The organism is Sorangium sp. So ce406 (assembly GCF_051474675.1).
Taxonomy (GTDB): domain Bacteria; phylum Myxococcota_A; class Polyangia; order Polyangiales; family Polyangiaceae; genus Sorangium; species Sorangium cellulosum_G.
This window is the reverse complement of sequence record NZ_CP150340.1, coordinates 11,156,613-11,177,634: the sequence shown is the minus strand read 5'-3', so window position 1 is coordinate 11,177,634 and position 21,022 is coordinate 11,156,613. Positions and strand designations below refer to the sequence as shown.

Annotated in this window: 14 protein-coding genes; 10 read left to right on the top strand and 4 right to left on the bottom strand. The window is 72.4% G+C overall.

The features are described from left to right. Complete coding sequence (locus WME96_RS42060; RefSeq protein WP_437287154.1) at positions 1–813, bottom strand: SOS response-associated peptidase; 813 nt, start codon at positions 811–813, stop codon at positions 1–3. 112 nt (positions 814–925) lie between these two features. On the opposite strand from WME96_RS42060, the gene acnA reads away from it, so the two are divergent. The 5 genes from acnA to WME96_RS42035 all read left to right on the top strand — a co-directional run bounded on the left by acnA (position 926) and on the right by WME96_RS42035 (position 9,070). Continuing rightward, positions 926–3,679, top strand: coding sequence for an aconitate hydratase AcnA (gene acnA / locus WME96_RS42055; protein ID WP_437287153.1), 2,754 nt, complete (start codon positions 926–928; stop codon positions 3,677–3,679). Between the two features lie 127 nt (positions 3,680–3,806). Then, positions 3,807–5,108, top strand: coding sequence for a serine--tRNA ligase (gene serS, locus WME96_RS42050; protein WP_437287152.1), 1,302 nt, complete (start codon positions 3,807–3,809; stop codon positions 5,106–5,108). 4 nt (positions 5,109–5,112) lie between these two features. Beyond that, the gene (locus tag WME96_RS42045) at positions 5,113–7,380 is read left to right on the top strand and encodes an ATP-binding protein (protein ID WP_437287151.1); all 2,268 of its coding nucleotides are present in this window, start codon (positions 5,113–5,115) and stop codon (positions 7,378–7,380) included. Then, positions 7,377–8,399: a hypothetical protein gene (locus WME96_RS42040; RefSeq protein WP_437287150.1), complete on the top strand. Its 1,023-nt coding sequence runs from the start codon at positions 7,377–7,379 to the stop codon at positions 8,397–8,399. The genes WME96_RS42045 and WME96_RS42040 overlap by 4 nt, the downstream gene beginning before the upstream one ends. Positions 8,400–8,620: 221 nt before the next feature. After that, on the top strand, positions 8,621–9,070 hold the full coding sequence (locus tag WME96_RS42035) for a universal stress protein (protein ID WP_433930935.1): 450 nt from the start codon (positions 8,621–8,623) through the stop codon (positions 9,068–9,070). Positions 9,071–9,085: 15 nt separating this feature from the next. On the opposite strand, the gene WME96_RS42030 is transcribed toward WME96_RS42035, so the two are convergent. Beyond that, positions 9,086–9,631 carry a chalcone isomerase family protein gene (locus WME96_RS42030; protein WP_437287149.1) on the bottom strand — a complete coding sequence of 182 codons (546 nt, stop codon included), beginning with the start codon at positions 9,629–9,631 and terminating at the stop codon, positions 9,086–9,088. 418 nt (positions 9,632–10,049) lie between these two features. Between WME96_RS42030 and WME96_RS42025 the strand changes: the two genes are divergently transcribed. The 3 genes from WME96_RS42025 to WME96_RS42015 all read left to right on the top strand — a co-directional run bounded on the left by WME96_RS42025 (position 10,050) and on the right by WME96_RS42015 (position 14,535). Then, positions 10,050–11,477, top strand: coding sequence for a vWA domain-containing protein (locus WME96_RS42025; protein WP_437287148.1), 1,428 nt, complete (start codon positions 10,050–10,052; stop codon positions 11,475–11,477). Positions 11,478–11,824: 347 nt separating this feature from the next. Beyond that, positions 11,825–13,021, top strand: a complete 1,197-nt coding sequence (locus WME96_RS42020) for an aminotransferase class V-fold PLP-dependent enzyme (RefSeq protein ID WP_437287147.1) — start codon at positions 11,825–11,827, stop codon at positions 13,019–13,021. A gap of 689 nt (positions 13,022–13,710) precedes the next feature. Beyond that, complete coding sequence (locus WME96_RS42015) at positions 13,711–14,535, top strand: hypothetical protein (RefSeq protein WP_437287146.1); 825 nt, start codon at positions 13,711–13,713, stop codon at positions 14,533–14,535. A gap of 126 nt (positions 14,536–14,661) precedes the next feature. On the opposite strand, the gene WME96_RS42010 is transcribed toward WME96_RS42015, so the two are convergent. Then, on the bottom strand, positions 14,662–14,859 hold the full coding sequence (locus WME96_RS42010) for a hypothetical protein (RefSeq protein WP_233562150.1): 198 nt from the start codon (positions 14,857–14,859) through the stop codon (positions 14,662–14,664). Positions 14,860–16,543: 1,684 nt separating this feature from the next. On the opposite strand from WME96_RS42010, the gene WME96_RS42005 reads away from it, so the two are divergent. Both WME96_RS42005 and WME96_RS42000 read left to right on the top strand, forming a co-directional pair. Continuing rightward, positions 16,544–18,166 (top strand): thiamine pyrophosphate-binding protein, encoded by a 1,623-nt coding sequence (locus tag WME96_RS42005; protein WP_437287145.1) that lies wholly within the window; start codon positions 16,544–16,546, stop codon positions 18,164–18,166. A 4-nt stretch (positions 18,167–18,170) separates the two neighbouring features. After that, entirely contained in the window at positions 18,171–18,692 is a 522-nt protein-coding gene (locus WME96_RS42000) for a M17 family peptidase N-terminal domain-containing protein (protein WP_433930924.1), read from the top strand. 6 nt (positions 18,693–18,698) lie between these two features. Here WME96_RS42000 and WME96_RS41995 read toward each other — a convergent pair whose 3' ends face one another. Beyond that, positions 18,699–20,765: an ATP-binding protein gene (locus WME96_RS41995; RefSeq protein WP_437287144.1), complete on the bottom strand. Its 2,067-nt coding sequence runs from the start codon at positions 20,763–20,765 to the stop codon at positions 18,699–18,701. Between the last annotated feature and the right edge of the window lie 257 nt (positions 20,766–21,022).

The following is a 21,022-nucleotide window of genomic DNA, read 5'->3' as shown; positions in this document are numbered from 1 at the left end:
TCAGCGGCGCGAGGTCCGTCCGGAGGGGACGGCGGGCCCCGCGCCATCCAGATCGAACAGCGGAAGCGTGCCGCCGGCCTTCGGGGCGGCGGTCTTCGGGGCAGCGGCCTTCGGGGCAGGAGCCCTGGGCGCGGCGGCCTCCGCCGCGACCTCCTCCAGCAGGGCAGGGTCGTCGTGGCCGACCGAGTTGACCCGCGGCGAGACGGGGCGCGCGGCGAGCGTGCCGGGACGCGCCGGCCGGAGCAGCACCTCGGCCCGGTCCGCGTCCGCGCCGTCGGCGACGCCGAGCCAGAGGTCCACGTCCCCGGGGTCCAGGAGGACCGGCATGCGGTCGTGGACCGGCGCGACGTCGGCGCTCGCCTCGGTGGTCAGGATCGTGAAGCGGACGTCGACGTCCCCCGTGTCGGGGTCCTTCGCCGGCTGACACAGCCCCGCCATGCGGAGCAGGCCGCCGCCCGCGGGGTGGAACCACGTCGGACGCCGCGCGCCCTTCGGCCCGGTCCACTCGTAGAAGCCGTCCGCCGGCACGACGCAGCGGCGCGCCGCGAACGCCTCCCGGAACGTCGGCTTCGTCCGCGCGCCGTCGGCCCGCGCGTTCGCGAGGAGCGTCTGCCCCGCGCTCCCCCTGGCGAAGCGCCCCACGAAGCCCCAGGTCGCGGGCACGAGCGCGCGGCGGCCGTCCTGCGCGCGCAGCACGGGGTGGACGGTCGAAGGGGCGATGTTGTAGCGGGGCCGGTAGCGGGCGGCCGCTTTCGGGTCGGCGTCGATCGCGCGGGCGGGGCCGGCGCCCGCGCCGAGGGACGCCTCGAGCATCGCTACCAGGGCGGCAAAGTCCGGAACGGCGAGGGTAAAGCGCGCGCACATAACACTAGATTAGCGCCTTCGGCGCGCCTACAAGGGCGCTCCGGACGTTGGAGGAGGCCGCATGGTGGACAGCTTTGGCACGAAGAGCACGCTGACGATTCAAGCCGATACATACACCTACTACAAGCTCACCTCGCTGGCGCAGGGCGGCGCTTCGCTCGACAAGCTCCCGTTCTCGCTCCGCATCCTCCTGGAGAACCTCCTCCGCCACGAGGACGGCCGGGTCGTGCGCAAGGACCACGTGGAAGCCGTCCTCAACTGGGACCCGAAGGCCCGCCCGTCGCAGGAGATCGCCTTCCACCCCGCGCGCGTGCTGCTCCAGGACTTCACGGGCGTCCCGGCCGTCGTCGACCTGGCGGCCATGCGCGAGGCGCTCGCGAAGCTCGGCGGCGACTCGCTCAAGATCAACCCGCTCCAGCCCGTCGACCTCGTGATCGACCACTCGGTCCAGGTCGATCGGTTCGCGTCCTCGACGGCCTTGAAGGTGAACGCGGCGCTCGAGTTCGAGCGGAACGAGGAGCGCTATGCCTTCCTCCGCTGGGGAGCGCAGGCGTTCACGAACTTCCGCGTGGTGCCGCCCGACCAGGGCATCTGCCACCAGATCAACCTGGAGTACCTCGCCGGCGCCGTCATGCGGCAGGGCACGCTGGTCTACCCGGACACGCTCGTCGGGACCGACTCGCACACCACGATGATCAACGGGCTCGGGGTCGTCGGCTGGGGCGTCGGCGGCATCGAGGCCGAGGCGGCGATGCTCGGCCAGCCGCTCTCGATGCTCATCCCCGAGGTCGTGGGCTTCAAGCTCCATGGCACCCTGCCCGAGGGCGCCACCGCGACCGATCTCGTCCTCACGGTCACCCAGATGCTGCGGCAGAAGAAGGTGGTCGGGAAGTTCGTGGAGTTCTACGGCCCCGGCCTGAGCGCGCTCTCGCTCCCGGACCGCGCCACGATCGCCAACATGGCGCCCGAGTACGGCGCCACCATCGGCTTCTTCCCGGTCGACGACGAGACGATCGCTTACCTGCGCTTCACCGGCCGGCCCGCCCCGCTCGTCGCGCTCGTCGAGGCCTACTACAAGGAGCAGGGGCTGTTCCGCACGGACAACACCCCGGACCCCGTCTTCAGCGACACGCTCTCGCTCGACCTCGGCGAGGTCGAGCCGTCGATCGCCGGCCCGAAGCGGCCGCAGGACCGCGTCCGCCTGCGCGACGCGAAGCGCGCCTACCGCGCCTCGCTCCAGGGCATGCTCGAGAAGGAGTTCACCGCCGCCGACCCGGCCGCGGTGAAGGCGTTCCTCGACGAGGAGACCGGCACCACCGCGGCGCGCGCCCCCGCGCTGGAGAAGGTCATGCGCCCGGCGGACGTCACCGAGGGCGACACGCGGTACACCCTGCGCCACGGCTCGGTCGTGATCGCCGCGATCACGTCCTGCACGAACACGTCGAACCCGGCGGTCATGCTCGGCGCGGGCCTCCTCGCCAAGAAGGCGGTCGAGCGCGGGCTCACGGTGAAGCCGTGGGTGAAGACGTCGCTCGCCCCCGGGTCCAAGGTCGTCTCCGACTACCTGCGCCAGGCCGGGCTCCTGCCGTACCTCGAGGCGCTCGGCTTCCACCTGGTCGGCTACGGATGCACGACGTGCATCGGCAACTCCGGGCCGCTGCCGGACGTGATCGGCGACACGGTGCGCCACAACGACCTCGTCGTGGCGAGCGTCCTGTCGGGCAACCGCAACTTCGAGGGCCGCATCAACCAGCACGTGCGGATGAACTTCCTCGCCTCGCCGCCGCTCGTCGTCGCCTACGCGCTGCGCGGCGACGTCGACGCCGACCTCTTCAAGGAGCCGATCGGCGCGGACCGCAACGGCGAGCCGGTGTACCTCAAGGACATCTGGCCGAGCTCGGCCGAGGTCAACGAGGCCATCCGGACGGCGGTGCGGCCCGAGCAGTTCCAGGCGCAGTACGAGAACGTCTTCGCCGGCGACGAGGAGTGGCAGAAGCTGTCGGTCCCCGGCGGCCAGACGTTCGTGTGGGACGAGGCCTCGACGTACGTGCGCAGGCCGCCGTTCTTCGAGGGGCTGTCGAAGGACCCGGCGCCGCTCAGCGACATCCGGGGCGCGCGCGTGCTCGCGCTGCTCGGGGACTCGGTGACGACCGACCACATCTCCCCGGCCGGCAACATCGCCAAGAACAGCCCCGCCGCGAAGTACCTGGTCGAGCACGGCGTCGCGCCCGCCGACTTCAACTCGTACGGCGCCCGCCGCGGCAACCACGAGGTGATGATGCGCGGGACGTTCGCGAACATCCGCCTGAAGAACCTCCTGCGCCCTGGCGAGGAGGGCGGCATCACGGTGCACCTGCCCGACGGCGAGAAGACGACGATCTACGACGCGGCCATGCGGTACAAGTCGGAGAGCGTGCCGCTGCTCGTGATCGCGGGCGCCGAGTACGGCACCGGGTCGTCGCGCGACTGGGCGGCCAAGGGGACGAAGCTGCTCGGCGTGCGCGCGGTCATCGCGAAGAGCTTCGAGCGCATCCACCGGTCGAACCTGGTCGGCATGGGCGTGCTCCCGCTCGAGTTCGCGCCGGGCGAGGACGCGTCCACGCTCGGGCTCACCGGCCGCGAGGTGTTCGAGATCGGCGGCATCTCGGACAACCTCACGCCGGGCAAGAAGCTGAACGTCGTCGCGACCGGCGAGGGCGGGAAGACGACGACGTTCACCGTCACCGCGCGCATCGATACGCCGAACGAGGTCGACTACTACCAGCACGGCGGCATCCTCCAGTTCGTGCTGCGCAGCCTGGGCGCCTCGGCCTAGCCTCGCTCGACGCCCCGCTCCCCGCGCGCTGGAGTGCAAGCTCGGCGGGGAGCGGACCCCTCCGTAATCAGGGCGCGCCGCGTCGCGGCTGCTGACGCCCGTGCGCGCTTCGGCTAAACCCTGGCGCATGCTCGATCCCCGCCACGTCGCAGATCACCTCGAAGAGGTGCGCGCGGCGCTCGCTCGTCGCTCGCCCGCCGCCGCCGCCACCCTCGGAGACGACTTCGCCTCCACGGTCAGCGCGCGGAGGTCGCGGATCCAGGAGCTCGAGGGGTGGCAGGCGCAGCGCAACGCGGCGAACGACGCGATGGCGCGCCTCGACAAGAAATCGCCCGAGTTCGCGCAGAAGCGCGACGAGCTGAAGGCCCTGTCCGCGAGGATCAAGGAGGCCGAGCAGGTCGTCTCCGAGCTGGAGAAGCGCATGACCGAGCTGCTCTCCGGCGTCCCGAACCTGCCGGATCCCTCGGTGCCCGACGGCGCGGGCGACCAGGACAACGTGGTCCTCAGGACGTGGGGCGACAAGCCGAGCTTCTCGTTCACGCCGAAGAACCACTGGGACATCGGCACGGCCCTCGGCATCCTCGACTTCGAGCGCGCGGCGAAGCTCTCGGGCGCGCGGTTCACGGTCCTGATGGGCGCCGCCGCCCGCCTCGAGCGGGCGCTCATCTCGTTCATGCTGGACCTGCACACGCGCGAGCAGGGCTACCTCGAGGTGCTGCCGCCGTTCCTGGTGAAGGACTCGGCGCTGTTCGGCACGGGCCAGCTCCCCAAGTTCGCCGAGGACCTGTTCAAGACGCAGAAGAGCGACCCCGACAGGGCCTACGACCTCTACCTCATCCCGACGGCCGAGGTCCCGGTGACGAACCTCCACGCCGACGAGATCCTCGACGGCGCGTCGCTGCCGATCGCGTACACGGCGTACACGCCGTGCTTCCGCAGCGAGGCGGGCAGCCACGGGCGCGACGTGCGGGGGCTCATCCGGCAGCACCAGTTCGACAAGGTCGAGCTCGTGCGGTTCTCAGCGCCCGAGGACTCGGCGCGCCAGCACGAGCTGCTCACCGCGCACGCGGAGGAGGTCCTGAAGCGCCTCGGCCTGCACTACCGCGTCTCCGCGCTCTGCACCGGCGATCTCGGCTTCGGCTCGCAGAAGACCTACGACCTCGAGGTGTGGCTGCCGGGCCAGGGGGTCTACCGCGAGATCTCGAGCTGCTCGAACTTCGGCGACTTTCAGGCGCGGCGCGCGCAGATCCGCTACCGGCCGGAGCCGAAGGCGAAGCCGCGGCTGGTCCACACGATGAACGGGTCGGCGCTCGCGGTCGGGCGGACGGTCATCGCGATCCTCGAGCAGTACCAGCAGGCGGACGGGACGGTGGTCGTCCCCGAGCCGCTCCGGGCGTTCATGGGCTGCGAGGTCCTCCGCGGCAGGTAGCATCATGGCAGCGGACGAGGAGGCCAGGCGCGAGCTTCCGGAGGCGAGGAGCGCGCGCGACGCGGGAGGAGAGGGCGAGCGCCGGTCGCAGCTCCCCGAGCCGAGGAGCTCGCGTGAAGGAGGGGAGGGCGAGCGCCGGTCGCAGCTGCCCGAGCCGAGGAGCTCGCGCGAGGGAGGGCACGGTGAACGCCGGTCGCAGCTCCCGGGGCCGAGGAGCTCGCGCGACGGAGGGGACGGCGAGCGCCGCTCGCACGCGCCGCCGGTCCACGCGCCGAGCCACGCGGAGACGTCCATGGCGCTCGCGCGCCGGCGGCTGCTCGAGCTCTGCAAGCGGCACAAGGACGAGCTGATCGACGACTGGATCGAGAACGTGCTGGCGCTGCCGCCGGAGCGGGGCCGGTACACCGATCGGCCCGTAGGCGAGGTGACGGAGAACGTCCGCTCCTGGCTCGCCGCGTTCACCAGGATCCTCGAGGACGGCAGCGCCGAGCTGCTCGACCAGTTCATCACGCACCTCGTCGAGCAGCGCTACGCGACCGGCTACTCGATCAGCGGCCCGCTCATCGCCGCCTCCGAGTTCCGCACCGCGGTCGCGGGCGTGCTCGACACGACGCACGACGAGGGCGTCACGGACGGCTCGTCGTCGATCGACGTGCTCCGCGCCGTCGACGCGCTGCTGCTCCAGTTCGAGCACCGCTTCGCCGAGGCGTACGCCCAGCGCTCGCTGTTCGCCTCCGAGGAGCGCTACCGCGAGATCGTCGAGCTCTCGTCGGACGTCCTCGCGACGATCGATCAGGAGGGCATGCTGACGCGGCTGAACGTGCGGTTCGAGGTGCTCTTCGGGCACTCGCGGCAGGCCTGGATCGGCCGGCCGATCACCGCGCTGGCCGTCGCGGCGGACGTGCCGGTCCTGCGCGCGCTCGTGATGAGCGCGTCCCGGGCCGAGGCGCCGCGGGAGGCCACCGTCCGCTGCGCGACGCGCGCCGGCCTGACCAAGGTCATGACGGTCCGGATCACGCGGCTCTACGGCGAGGACGCCTCGCTCGCGCTGATGCGCGACGTCACCGAGGAGGTCGCGCGCCGCGCGCAGATCCTCCACAGCGAGAAGCTCGCCTCGATCGGCCAGGTCGCCGCGAGCGTCGCGCACGAGCTCAACAACCCCATGGCCTGGGTGATGGCGAACCTCGAGCAGATCCGGAGCGGGGCGCACAAGCTCGTCTCCGCGGCGCGCCCCGTCGCCTCGGGCTCCTACGAGGACCTGCTCCGCGCCATCGACCTCATCGACCGGTCCTGCCACGAGGCGCTCGCGGGCGTCGAGCGGATGCGGGACATCGTGACGGACCTCAACCTCTTCTCGAGCAGCAGCGAGCGCAAGCCCGAGCGGGTCGACCTCGTCGACGTGATCGAGCTCGCGCTGCGCATGACCGGCCCGCAGCTCAGCCAGCTCTGCCGCATCGAGCGCCGGTACGGCGAGATGCCCCCGCTCGTCGGCTACCCGGGCAAGCTCTCGCAGGTGTTCGTGAACCTGTTCATCAACGCGGCGCAGGCGATGCCGAACCGCCCGCGCGACGAGAACATGGTGCGCGTGACGACGCGCTTCGACGCCGGGGTCCACCACGTCGAGGTGGAGGACAACGCGCGCGGCATGACCCCCGAGGTCGTCGAGCGGATCTTCGACCCGTTCTTCACGACGAAGGAAGAGAGCGCCCGCCCGGGGATCGGGCTCTGGGTGTCGCGCAACATCGTCGAGGAGCAGCACGGCACGATGACGGTGTCGAGCCAGCCCGGCGTCGGAACCGTCTTCACGATCCGCCTGACGGGGCTCGACCCCGCGGATCTGCCCGCGCTGCGGCCGCCGCCCGAGCCGCCGCGCCCCTCGTCGCGCGGGACGATCCTCTTCGTCGACGACGAGCCGATGCTCCTCAACGCGTTCGCGCGCGCGTTCGAGGAGCGGCACGAGGTGCTCGTGGCGAAGAGCGGCCACGAGGCGCTCGACCTCCTGCGGGACCGCGGCGGCCAGATCGACGCGATCGTCTGCGACCTGCTGATGCCGCAGATGAGCGGGATGGCCCTGTACGACGAGATCGGCGAGCGGTTCCCGCAGCTCCAGCCGAAGATGGCCTTCATGTCCGGCGGCGCCTTCACGCCGAGCGCGCGCGAGTTCGTCGAGCGGGTGGACAACCCGAAGATCGCCAAGCCGATCTCGCTCGACGACCTGGAGCGGGTCATCGCCGACCTCCTCAGCGGCGGGCAGAAGCGGGGCGCCAGGTGACGGACGCGGGGGCGCTCCGCGAGCGGGCGAACCACGCGCGCTACCGGCCGGGGCAGCGCGAGGGCTTCTACGAGAGCTTCTTCCAGCGCGCGAACCACCCGACCCGCCCGCTCGCGTTCTGGATCCGGTACACGCTCTTCAGCCCGGCCGGTCGGCCCGAGGCCGCCGAGGGCGAGCTCTGGGCCGTCTACTTCGACGGCGAGTCGGGGCGCCACGCGGTCGCCAAGCGCGAGGTCCCGTTCGCCGGGCGTTGCTCGTTCGCCCGCGACGCTTTCTCGGTCGACGTCGACGCCGCCCGCCTGCGCCCCGGCAAGCTCGCCGGCGCGGTCGGCGAGGGGGAGGACGCCATCGCCTGGGACCTCGCGTACGAGGGCGGCGGGGAGCCGCTCCTGCTGCTGCCGGGGGCGCTCTACGACGCCCCGCTGCCGAAGGCGAAGGCGCTGGTCGGCGCGCCGCTCTGCGCCTACAGCGGCGTCCTCCGCGTCTCCGGGCGCGACGTGGACGTGTCGGGCTGGGTGGGCAGCCAGAACCACAACTGGGGGACGAAGCACACGGACCTGTACGCCTGGGGGCAGGTCGCGGGCTTCGACAGCCACCCGGACAGCTTCCTGGAGGTCGCGACGGCGCGCCTGAAGGTCGGGCCGCTCTGGACGCCGAGCATGACGCCGCTGGTCCTGCGCCACCGGGGCGAGGAGATCGCGCTGAGCTCCCTGGTCCGGGCCGTCCGCGCCGAGGCCTCGTTCGATTACTTCACCTGGCGCTTCCGGACGGAGACCGCCGCGCTGAGCGTCGAAGGGCAGATCTCCGCGCAGCCGGGCGACTTCGTCGGCCTCGCCTACAGGAACCCGCCCGGCGGCGTGAAGCACTGCCTCAACACGAAGATCGCGGCCTGCACCCTCACGCTGCGGCGGAAGCGCCTGGGCCGCGAGGTCGAGGTCGAGACCCTGACGACGGCGCGGCGCGCGGCGTTCGAGATCCTCACGGACGACCGCGGCCACGGCGTGACGATCCGCGCCTGATCCGCACCGGACGCAGCGGACGAGACCGCCTGGAACGAGCAGTAAAGCGGCCTTCCTCGGTCTCTGGTACATGCGTCCCAGAGCGGCGGTCACCCGCACAGGAGACGGGCCCAGATCGGCGTTTTCGGCGCGCAGGCGCACTCTCGTGCGCCGAGCACCGAAAACGTCGAGATGGGCCCGTATCCGAAGCGGGTGGCCGCCGCTCGAGAAAGGCGGATGCCATGAGCCTCAAGCACCCCCGGACCATCCTCGTTGCCCTGGACAGCTCTCCCAGGGCGCCTCTCATCCTCGCGGAGGGCGTGGACCTCGCGCAGAAGCTCGGCGGCCGCCTCGTGCTCGTCCGCGGCATCGGCCTGCACCACAGCCTGCCGGCCGAGGCGCTGAACGAGTCCCCGACCCGCGTCCCCGAGATCCTGGAGCGGAGCGACCGCGAGGAGCTCGAGCAGCTCGCGCGCGGCGTGCCGCCCGAGCTCCTCGCGAAGATCGTGGTCCACGTCGGCGTCGCCTGGGAGGTCATCTGCCGGACGGCCGATGAGGAGAACGCCGATCTCATCGTGATCGGGTCGCACGGGTACTCCGGCATCGACAAGGTGCTCGGGACGACCGCGGCGAAGGTCGTGAACCACACGAGCCGGTCGGTGCTCGTGGTGCGCGACAAGCCGTCGGACTGACGAGGATCGCCGCCGTCAGGGGAGCTTGGCGATGAGCTCGTCCCCGAGCTGCGGCTGGTCGATCTTGCCGAACCAGATCCGCCAGGTGGCCTTCATGAAGTCGAGGCCGCCGACCGTCGCGGTCCTGCCGCCCGGGACCGTGACCGTGGTCGTCTTCGCGCGCGCGTCGTACTCGATGGTGACCTCCGATCCCGCCTTCAGGTCACCCTCGAACGCCGCCACGAACCTCCCGATCTTCACCGTGTCGGTATAGTCGTTCATCGCATAGGCGTCTCTCAGCGCCTTGACGATGCTCGCGCGGTCGACGTCGCGCAGCATCGTCCAGACGAACTTCTTCCCTGTATCCATGTCGATGACAGCCTGTCTGGACCTCGTTTGCGGGAGCTGGTCCATGTAATGGCTGATCCGGTAGACCTCGATCCTGGCCACACCGACCGTCCTCACGCGGACTCCGGTGCCCGTGAGCGTGTAGCCCGGTAAAGCGAAGAGGCTCGCGACGGCCAGGAAGATCGCCGCGAACGCGGCGAGAAACGCTGGAGATTTGCTTCGAGCGAGTTTCATCGGATCGACCTCCTCCTGTATCGCCGGCTTCTGCGGCGCACCGCGCCCGGGCGCCGCGCGCCGGGGATCACCCGTCCACGGTCAGCCTTCGGCCTTCAGCCTTCGGCCTTCGGCCCTCAGCGTTCGCAAGACCTGGACCACGGACGGAGGGACGTGGGGAGTCGCCGTTCTTGCGAGATCGCGAGTTGTGCCCTGGAGTCAGGCAGGGACGACCCACGGACGTGTGCTCGGAGGGGGCTCTGGACGTGAGGCGGTGGCGCGCCGCCGGGCGAGGGCCGGCGGCGGGGCGAGGGCGCCGTCAGATCTTTTTCCAGACCGGTCCGTAGAAGCCGCGCGCTGCGGGGGCCGAGAGAATGCGGCGGAGGACGCGAGGTCCTCCGGTGGCCGCGTCATGGCTCGCGGCGGAAGGAGCTCCTCGATGCGGACGATGCTCGCTGGATTGCTGATGGGATGGGCGGCGCTGGGCTGCGCGGCGGGCGCGGCGGCGCCGCCGGGCACGGGCGCCGCGGCCGCGCCGGCGGCGCCGGGCGCCGGGGCGCTGGAAGGGCGCGCGGCGGCGGCCGGCGCGGATCGGGGCGTCTGGATCGGCGCCGCGGGCGCGAGCGACTTCATGCTGCCGGGGACGCGCGAGACGCAGCTCGGCGTGTGGGTCGACGTCCCGGCGGCCCGCGCGTCGTCGACGCGGGCGCCGGCCGCGGTCGCGCTCCTCGTGGACGCCTCCGGCTCGATGCAGGGCGCGAAGATGGAGCACGCCCGCGCGGCGGCGCAGGCGTTCGTCGACGGGCTGCCGGACGGCGACGTGGTGTCGCTCGCGTCGTTCGCCGACGCGGCGCAGGAGCGCGTGGCGCCCACCGTGCTCGGCCCCGCCACGCGGCCGGCGGTGGCGCGCGCCATCGCCGCGATCGCCCCCGACGGCAGCACCAACCTCTTCGACGGCCTCCGGCTCGCGGAGAGGCACGCGGTGATGGCGCCGTCCACGCACGCGGTCCGGCGCGTGGTGCTCATCTCGGACGGCCAGGCGAACGTCGGGCCCTCCTCGCCGGACGTCCTCGGCGCGCTCGCCCAGCGCGGCGCTGCCCGCGGGATGCAGATCACCTCGCTCGGGGTCGGGGCCGACTACGACGAGCGCACGCTCAACGCGCTCGCCGTCGGCTCCAGCGGCCGGCTGTACCACCTCACCGAGGCGCGCCAGATGTCCTCCGTGCTCGAGCGCGAGCTCGCCCTGCTCCAGACGACGGCGGCGACGGGGGCGTTCGTCGAGATCGTCCCGGCGCCCGGCGTGGAGCTGATCGACGTGCCCAACGAGCGCATCGACAGGTCCGGCGACGCGATCCGGGTGCTCCTCGGCACGATGTTCGGCGGGCAGCGCCGCGAGATGCTCGTGCGGGCGCGCGTCACCGCGCCGGCCGCCGGCTCGCACCCGCTCGCGAGCGTGCGGCTCCACTTCCGCGACCCCGAGAACGGCAACGTCCCCCGCGTGCAGGAGGTGGTGGCTCGCTACGATGTGACGAGCGACCCGGCCGTGGTCGCCGCGCACCCGAACGAGAAGACCCAGACCCTCGCGGCCGTGATCGAGACGGGCATGGCGCAGCTCGACGCCGCCCAGGACGTGAACTCGGGCAACTTCGGCGCGGCCGAGGCGAAGCTCGCCGCGGCCGAGGAGCGGCTGCGGCAGCAGGCGGCGCGCGCCCTGTCGGCCCCGGAGAAGGAGCGCGCCGCCCACGCGGCCGCGGCCGTGGCGAGCGCGCGGAAGACGGCGCGCGCCGCCGCGGCGGCCCCGCCCGCGGCGCGGCGCATGGAGGCGCTCCAGATGAACAGCGCTTCTCCGGTCTGGTCGGGTCGTTGAGCTGATCCGCGAAGCGCCGACAGCGCATCTGCTCCGGCAAGCGCCGATAACGCATCTGCCCCGGCAAGCGCCGACAGCGCATCTGCTCCGGCCAAGCACCGACAGCGCATCTGCCAGTCCATGATGGACCGACGAGGCGTCCATCATGGACAGGTTGACCCGACCCTCTGGAGCTCGAGCAACCTGGCCATGGTTGATCAATGAATCAACGTGGACTGACATGTCCAACGTGGATCAACATTGGTGCCGCTCGGGTGTCCCTCGACACGGAGCGGGCCCCGCGCGACATTGCTCCGGTCGCTCCGACATCTCGCCACGCCTGCCACGCCCGCCTCCCGACCCCCACCATGAGCCCGAACGCCTTCCCCGACCCGCGCGCCGGCGCCGCGCGCGCGCTCTGGCCGCTCGACCCGGCGGTCACCTTCCTGAACCACGGCTCGTTCGGCGCCTGCCCGCGCGCGGTGCTCGAGGCGCAGCAGCGCTACCGCGACCAGGTGGAGCGCCAGCCGGTCCGCTTCTTCCTCCGCGAGCTCGAGCCGCTGCTCGACGCGGCCCGGGGGGAGCTCGCCTCCTTCGTGGGCGCCGACCCGGAGGACCTCGTGTTCGTGGGAAACGCGACCGCCGGGGTGAACACGGTGCTGCGGTCGCTCCCGCTCGGGGCGGACGACGAGATCTGCGTCACCGATCACGGGTACAACGCCTGCCGCAACGCGGCCGAGGCCGCCGCGGCCCGCGCCGGGGCGCGGGTCGTTGTCGCGGCGGTGCCGTTCCCCATCGAGGCGCCCGAGCAGGTGATCGAGGCGGTGCTCGCGGCCGTCGGGCCCCGGACGCGGCTCGTCCTCGTCGATCACGTGACCAGCACGACAGGGCTCGTGTTCCCCGTCGCCGCGCTGGCCGCCGAGCTCGCGGGGCGCGGCGTCGACCTGCTCGTCGACGGGGCGCACGCGCCCGGCATGGTGCCGCTCGACCTCCGCGCCCTCGGGGCCGCCTATTACACAGGCAACTGCCACAAGTGGCTGTGCGCGCCGAAGGGCGCGGGGTTCCTCCACGTGCGGCGGGACAGGCAGGGCGCGATCCGCCCGCTCGTCATCAGCCACGGCGCCAACTCGCCGCGCGCCGACCGGTCGCGCTTCCTGCTCGAGTTCGACTGGACGGGCACGTCCGATCCCAGCGCGGCCCTCTGCGTCGCGGACGCGCTTCGCTTCCTCGGCGCGCTCCTGCCCGGCGGCTGGCCCGCGCTCCGGGCGCACAACCGGGCGACGGCGCTGGCCGCGCGCGACCTCCTGTGCGAGGCGCTCGGCTGCCGGCCGCCGGCCCCCGACGCGATGATCGGCGCGCTCGCGACGGTGCCGCTCCCCGACGCGCCGTCGTCGCCGCCGCGCCTCGATCCGCTCCAGGACGCGCTCCTCGAGCGCTGGGGCATCGAGGTGCCGGTGTTCGCGTGGCCCGCGTCGCCCCGGCGGTGGCTCCGGATCTCGGGCCAGATCTACAACGAGCGGTCGGACTACGAGCGGCTCGCGGCGGCGCTCGCGGCGCTGCTGTAGCGCCTTGGCGCCGCGCGCGGCGGGGCCTGCCGGGCTGACCGCCTCCGCGCGACGCGTCGCTCGCGGGCGCCGATCGCGCCGCGCGGCCAGCGCCCGCGGGAGCAGGCGGCTCGACGAGCGGCCAGCCGGGCGGGAGCAGAGCGCGCGCGCCTCCCGAGCAGATAGGATGCGCGTCCCAAGGAGACCCGATGCCACGTCGAATCCTGGTCTTGTCCTCGCTTGCCTGCCTGGCCGCATCGACCCTCGCCGCGTCGCCGTCCGTCGCGCAGCCCGTGACGCCTCGCCCGGCGGCGAGCCCTGCTCCCGCCGCGTCCTCGTCGGCAGGAACGCCGCCCGCCCCCCCTGCTCCGGCGGCGACGGCTCCGGCGCCCGGCGCGCCGCAGCCGCCGGCGATCGCGCCCCCCGTCCCGCCGGACGCGGGCGCGCCCGCGCCAGGAGCGCCGTACGGGCCAGGAGGACCGCCGCCGGCCGGAGCGCCGCCCGGGCCGGCAGGAGCGCCGCCTGCCGGGGCCGCGTTGCCTGCCGAGGGCGCACCGCCTGCCGGGGCCGCGTCGCCTGCCGAGGGCGCACGGCCTGCTGACGCCGCCGCGCCGTCCGCCGAGGCCGCGCCGCCCGCCGGTCCCCCGCCCCCTGCTGCATCGCGGGGCGCGTCCGACGCAGGCCGTGGGCGCCCCGCGTCCGATCCCTGGGTGGCCCTCCCGGACGACGCGCTCGGGCCCCCGCCGCCGCCCGTGCCCGCGCCGGGCGAGGGGACGCTCAACCGGGCGAACATCCCGCTCGGCCGGCGCGGCGCGATCGGCGTGGAGACGTCGTCGTTCACCGGCGGCGACAGCGACGTCTCCGGGCTCGCGATCGCCCTCTTCGCCCGCATGCCGTTCTCCGGGCACACCTTCCTCGACGTCCGCGTCCCGTTCGGGCTCGCGATCGACGAGGGCACCGACGCCGTGCTCGGCAACGTCACGCTCGGCGCCCACCACATCGTCCGCGCCGGCCAGAGGCTCTGGCTCACGGTGGGCGGCGCCGTCGGGCTGGCGACGCTCTCCGGGCAGACCCACGACCACGCCAGCTACGAGCCGGTCGGCGCGAGCCGGGCCTACTGGGACCTCCACGAGTTCTTCCCGAGCATCCTGCCGATCCACGCGCGTCTCGGGGCCGAGGCCCATTTCGGCCCGGTGATCGCGCGCGCCCAGCTCGAGCCCGCGCTCTACATCCCGCTCGGCCGCAACGAGGAGTACGAGGTCGCAATCCAGCACGCCGTCGAGCTCCAGCTCGGCCACGGGATCGGCGGCGGCCTGCGCGTGCAGGGCATGGCGCTGCCCACGTTCGACAACGTCGACGTCCGGCACGCCGTCGCGCGCAACGTCTACGTCCTCGCCCTCGAGCCGTTCCTCACGATGGAGCGCAGGCTCACGTTCATCCGGACGGGGCTGCTGCTGCCCTTCGACGAGGAGCTCGGCCCGCCGCTCGACCACACCTGGGGCTTCCGGTTCAGCGCGGGTATCCACGTCGACTGAGGCCCCGGCGGCCGGTTCAGCGCGGGTGAGCCCGACGGCGCTCGCGTCTGCAGCGGGCTCGCCCGCCGCGACCGAGCCTGCCGCCGAGCCCGCTGCGGTCCGCCGCGGCGGCTGGCCCGAGCGGCGCTAGGCGCCCCGGGCGCGGCTCGCCTCGCCGATCGCGTGGGTGATGTGCCCTTCGAGCTCGCCAGCAGGCAGCTGCTCGGACTCCACGACGACGAGGCGTGCGCCCGCGTCCTCCGCGAGGAGCTCGAATGTCCGCGGCGCGCGGTCGTGCAGGTGGCTCGGCAAGACGATCGCCAGCGGGCGGAGGCGAACAGCCACCGCCCACGCCGAGGCCGCCTCGCAGGAGCGGACAAGGAAGCGTGCCCGCGCTGCAACCCTGCGGCAACGAGCCAGAAAACTGGGGCTGCAGTCGAGCGCCAGCACGATGGGAATCCGGATCAACTGACTGCTACTGCTACTAGGCGGCTCCGACATAGAAAGATGCTACTCCAGCGAAGCGCGATTGCGCGTCCTCTTATTCCGCATAACCGATACAGAGCTTTCCCGAAATAGAAAACAACAAGCTCGCCAGCTCATGTAAGCAGTCACGCGTTGGTTTGGTGTATTGGGCAACGTTCTGTGAACACAGGATGTTTGAAATCAACGCTGCGAGGAGGGGAACCAGCGCACTACAGCCCACGAGGGGCAGCGCGCAAATTCTCCGAGAAACAAGGCCTCCTCGGCGCAGCAGGGGCGCGTAGGACCGTGACGGATCGCGCCTCGATGAAATGATTTGCCATGGACGGAGACCAGCCCTGCCCGGTGAGGTCAGCGTCTCGCGGAGATCCGGCGTCCGGTACGCGCGCACGGAGGCGCGCCGCGCGCGAGGGACCGACGGTCGGGACGTAGGGTGTGAGGCCGGCGTCGACGAGAGCGTCACACACGATGGCTCCATTTCACGCATGAACCCGGCGAGAACGCCGCGGCGGCGCGATGGCATCTCCAGCCCGTCGACGCTGGCGTACCGCAAGGGAGTTGGCGCGCACACGGAAAGGAGATCGTGTGTCATCGCGACGAGCGGGGGCGCGGCGGTCACGCCGCCGCGTTCCGGAGCCTCCCTCCGGTCACAGCGACCCTCCCGCGCCGAGCGCCCGGAGGTCGCGACCGCCCGGGCAGCGCGCAGGAGATGCTGTTTCTCACCAACCACCCTGCGCACGGAGATCTCATCGGTGGTGGTGAGCGGGTCATGTGCCTCACAGATGCTCATGCGCGCGACCACCTCGTCCCCCTCCCGGATGTTTCCGGCAGGTTGCGCGCCTCGCGGACCGCCGCGATACCGGTCCCCGGCGGGCTCGCCGCCTCGTGCCGGGATCGAAGCCGTCTCCCAGACCGGCGGCTGCAGGGCAGGGGCACCGGGAGAGGCCGAGAGAGATGGCGGTGTCGAGCTGGCAGCCGCAATAAGGAGCCAACTATATCATGTGTTCGCCCGGTGAGAACAGGGCGAGCCGGGGGAAGATGCGAAAGGCGCCGGCCGCCGATGGGACGATCTCGCCGGCAGGGAGACGTCCATCCTGTAGTGTAGCTGGAATTTTACAGTGCTGCCCGGACGAAGGGAGGTATCCCCCTCGGGCGCGGCATAGGCGACCTCTTCCTGCGATAGCGTGGTTCAAGCCCAGCGAGGCGGCGCGCGGTCGGCGGGTGCGCTGACCCCGAAGATCCTGCCCCTCCAGATTAAAGAGCTCTCACGTGACGTGTTGGTTAGGAAGGACACTAAACTTTCTCTTCAACTCACCGTCATCTCTCCTGCGACGGTGATGGTGCCCGCCAGCCAGGCGTCGCTGCGGCGGTGGCGCCGTGGCGCGTCGTGGCCCGCGCGACGTCCGGGGGGTCGACCGGGGAGGCCGTCACCGGGAGCCGAGGGCGCGGGGTGGGTAAGGCGGCTTGCCTCCGCCCGGGCGCGGCGGCTCGCGGACGGGCCGCTCGCCGGGAGGACGCTGGGGCGCTCGTGGTATATGCCGGCCCCATGGCGCAGGTGCACGGCGGCAGGCTCGTCTCGAAGGCCCTCGCGAGACACGGGGTGACGCACCTCTTCACCCTCTGCGGCGGGCACATCCAGGCGATCTACGACGGGTGCCTGGACGACGGCATCCGCGTCGTCGACGTGCGACACGAGCAGACAGCCGGACACGCCGCCGACGGGTACGCGCGGGTGACCGGAAGGCCGGGGGTGTGCGCCGTCACCGCGGGGCCGGGTGTCACCGACGTGGTGACCGCGGTCGCCAACGCGCAGCGCGCCGGGATCCCGATGGTGGTGATCGGCGGCGCCGGGCCGCGGGCCCTCGCCGACATGGGCTCGCTCCAGGACATGAACCACGTCGAGCTGATGCGGCCCATCTCGAAGTGGAGCGCCGCCGTCCCGTCGACCGATCGCATCCAGGAGTACGTGGACTCGGCCTTCCGCGTCGCCCAGGCGAACGTGCCGGGCCCGGTGTTCCTCGAGATGCCGCTCGACCTGCTGATGGGCTACGCGGGCGACGACGCGCCGGCCACCGCGCCCATGGCCCCGCCCCGGCCCGGGGGAGACCCGGCCGACATCGCGCGCGCGGCGGCGATGCTGCGGGAAGCGGAGCGGCCGATGTTCATCGTCGGCAGCCAGCTCCGCTGGTCGCCGCGGCGGGACGCGCTGCGCCGCTTCGCCGACGCGGTGAAGGCGCCCTTCTACCTGAACGGCATGGCCCGCGGCGCGCTGCCCCACGCGCACCCGGGGCTGATGAGCCGCTCGCGCCGCTTCGCGCTGTCGCAGGCCGACCTCTGCGTCGTGCTCGGGACGCCCTTCGACTTCCGCCTCGAGTACGGCCGCGCGATCAGCCCGGCCGCGAAGGTCGTCCAGATCGATCTCGACGGCGGCGAGCTCGGCAGAAACCGCCGCGTCGACCTCGGGATCCACGCGGACAGCGGCGTGGCGCTGGAGCAGCTGCTCGCGGAGGTGCCCGGCAAGGCGACCGACGCGTGGCTCGCGGCCGTGCGCGAGGCCGAGGAGCGGTCGCGCGCGAAGATGCTCGCCGAGATCGAGAGCGACAGCGATCCGCCGAACCCGCTGCGCGTCTGCGCGGAGATCGGCAAGCGGCTCGGCAAGGACGACATCGTGATCGGCGACGGCGGGGACTTCGTGGCCACGGCCGCGAACGTGCTGAAGCTCGAGTGGCCGCAGCTCTGGATGGACCCGGGCCCGCTCGGGACACTCGGGGTCGGGCCGGGCTACGCGATGGCGGCCAAGCTCGCGCGGCCCGAGGCCAACGTGGTGCTCGTGTACGGAGACGGCTCGTTCGGGTTCCACGCGCTCGAGTTCGAGGCGATGGCGCGGCAGGGCATCCCCGTCGTGAGCGTGATCGGGAACGACGCGGCGTGGACGCAGATCCGGCGGGGGCAGGTGGAGCTCTACGGCGAGGGCCGCGCGCCCGCGACGTCGCTCGACTTCACCCGGTACGACCGCGTGGTCGAGGCGCTCGGCGGCTTCGGGGCCTGCGTGGAGCGGCTGGAGGAGCTCGGGCCCGCGCTGGACGAGGCGTTCCGGTGCGGGAGGCCCGCGTGCGTCAACGTGAAGATCGCGAAGAGCGACTTCCGCAAGGGGGCGATCAGCGTCTGACCCCGTGGAGCTCCGGTTCATCTCCCCCGACCTGCAGAGCCTCGACGAGCTCGACTCCGAGGTGCTCGCGTGCGCCCCCTTCAGCGACGCGCTGCCCGCCCACGGCGTGGCCGGCCTCTGCGACTGGCGCCTCGGCGGCCGGATCTCGGACCTCCGGCGGCAGGGCCTGATCACCTGCGAGCTCGGCGAGGTCGTCATGATCCCGTGCAAGCCGCGCATGGCGTTCGACAAGCTCGTCCTGTTCGGCGCCGGCCGGCGCGACGCGTTCGACGAGGCGGTCTTCCGCGAGGTCGTGCGCCGGATGCTCGCGACCATGGGCGGGCTCTGCACGCGCGTCGCCGTGGTGGAGCTCCCGGGCCGGCACGACGGGCTCATCCCCGCCGAGCAGGCGGCCGACGCGCTCCTCGACTGCGCGGGCCGGGAGCGCGGCGACAACGTGTGGACCCTGGTGGAGCGCGCCGAGGGCAGGCAGCAGATCACGCAGCACATGATCGAGCAGCGCCGCAGGGTGCGGCGGGCGCTGTAGCCTCCGTCAGCCAGGCTGCTTCGGCAGGTCGACGGTGAAGGCCGCGCCCTCGCCGGGGCGGCTCTCGACCTGGATCGTCGCCCCGAGCGCGTCGGCGATCTGCCGCACGATCCACAGGCCCATGCCGAAGCCGCTGTAGTTCTCGCTGGAGACGGCGCGCTCAAAGCGCTCGAAGATGCGGGCCTGCTGGTCCGGGGCGATGCCGATGCCGCGATCGCGCACGGTCAGGCGGGCGCGGTCCCCGAGGTCGGCGAGCTCGACGTCGATCGGCTTGCCGGCGCCGTACTTGATCGCGTTCGAGAGGAGGTTCGTGACGATCTGGTCGAGCCGGAGGCGATCCCACCGGCCGTGGAGCGACGCGGGGATCGACAGGTTGACCGGGCAGCCCGCGGCGGCGAGCTCCTCGCGGAAGCGCTCCAGCACCTCGTTCAGCGTGGCCGCGAGGTCGACGTCCTCGAGCTCGAGCTGCAGGCGCCCCGCGGAGATGCGCGAGATGTCGAGCAGGTTCGTGATGAGCCGGGCGAGCCGCTCGACCTGGCGCTTGATCATCTCCAGCCGCGGCGTCGCGCGCTCGGGGGTGAGGCCGCCGCGCTTTCCGGCGCGCAGGAGGCCGTCGACCTGGAGCTGCATGGGCGTGAGCGGCGTGCGGAGCTCGTGCGAGGCGATCGTGAGGAAGTCGTCGCGCGCGCGCACCGCGAGCTGCGCCTCCCGGTAAAGACGGGCGTTGTCGACGGCCAGCGCCGCGCGCCGCGCGAGATCCTGCGCGAGGTCGAGATCGACGGCGTCGTAGCGCCGGTGCGTGGACGCGAACGAGAGCGTGCCCAGCGTCCGGCCGCGCGCGGTCAGCGGGACGGTGAGGTGCGAGGCCAGGGAGAGCGAGCGCAGCGCCTCGTAGTGCGCCTGATCGAAGGAGATCGCCCGGACGAACGAGTCGGTCACCCTCGGGATGAGCTCCGGCTGCGCCGTGCGGAGGACCTTGCCGATGCCGCGCGCGGCCGAGTCGGCCGTGATCTTGCCGAGGAGCTCGGTCGCCGCCGCCATGGACGGGTCCGCGTGGGCGGTCACCTGCCGCTCGATCGCGCCGGACTCGTCCTGGAGGAGCAGCACGCAGATCGACGCGAAATCAGGGAGCGCGACGCGGACCACGCGGCGCAGCGTCTCCTCGAAGTCGAGCGACTCGCCGAGGATCTGCCCGGCCGAGACGAGGATGCGCTGCGCCTCGTGGACCCGGCGGCGCTCGGTGGCGTCCCGGGTGACCTTCGCGAAGCCGCGCAGGCGCCCGGCCTCGTCGAAGAGGACGCTGATGACCTCGTTGGCCCAGTAGCGCATGCCGTCCTTGCGGACGCGGTAGCCCTCCTGAACGGAGCGGCCGGTCTCCACCGTGGCGTCGAGCTCCGCGCCGGGCCTGCCGAGCTCGACGTCCTCCGACGGGTAGAGGACCGAGCAGTGGCGGCCGATGATCTCGTCGGCGCGGTACCCGTTGATGCGCTCGGCGCCCGGGTTCCAGCTCGCGATGCGGCCCGCGGGGTCGAGCATGAAGATGGCGTAGTCCTGGACGCCCTCCACGAGCAGGCGGAACCGCTCCTCGCTCTGCTTGAGGCGCCGATCGGCGCGCGCCTCGGCCGCCTCCATCTCCCGGCGCAGGAGGAGCTCGCGCATCCTGCGGTTCTCGTCTTCGTAGTGCTTGCGGCGGAGCTGGGCGCGCACGCGGGCCTTGAGCACCGTGAACTCGCCCGACTTCGTGACGAAGTCGTCGGCGCCGGCCGAGAGGGCGTCGAGGATCGCCTTGTGGTCGTCGCGGCCGGTGAGCATCAGGAGCGGGATCGGACGCCACGCGGCGTTGGCCTTGATGCGGAGACACGTGGCCGGACCCGAGAGGCCCGGCATCACCATGTCGAGCACGATGCCGTCGACGCGCGCCGACGTGAGCCGCGCGAGCGCCTCTTCCCCGGAATGGGCGAGCACCGGGACGTAGCCCTCCTCGCGCATGGCCGCCGCGACCTGGTGCAGGTACGTGGGGCTGTCGTCCACGACCAGGATGCGCGGAGGCGCGGTGTCTGATGGACGGTTCACGGGAGCCCCCCGCGCGGGCTCCGGTGAGCGAGGACTGCCGCCCTGAGGGGGCGCGTGGGCCTGGCCAGATCGGTACAGCACTCGCCGATAACCCTCCGTGGCGCCCCCGCGCTCATTGGCCACCCGTGCAGGTTGGCATGCGTTCTCCCCCGGCCGACGCGAAAAGCCTACCTGGCCCGTTGCACTTTGCGTACAGCATCCTTTGTCGAACAGACGCCGCCCGCCCGCAACGTTGCGCTCCCCACCGTCCACCGGAA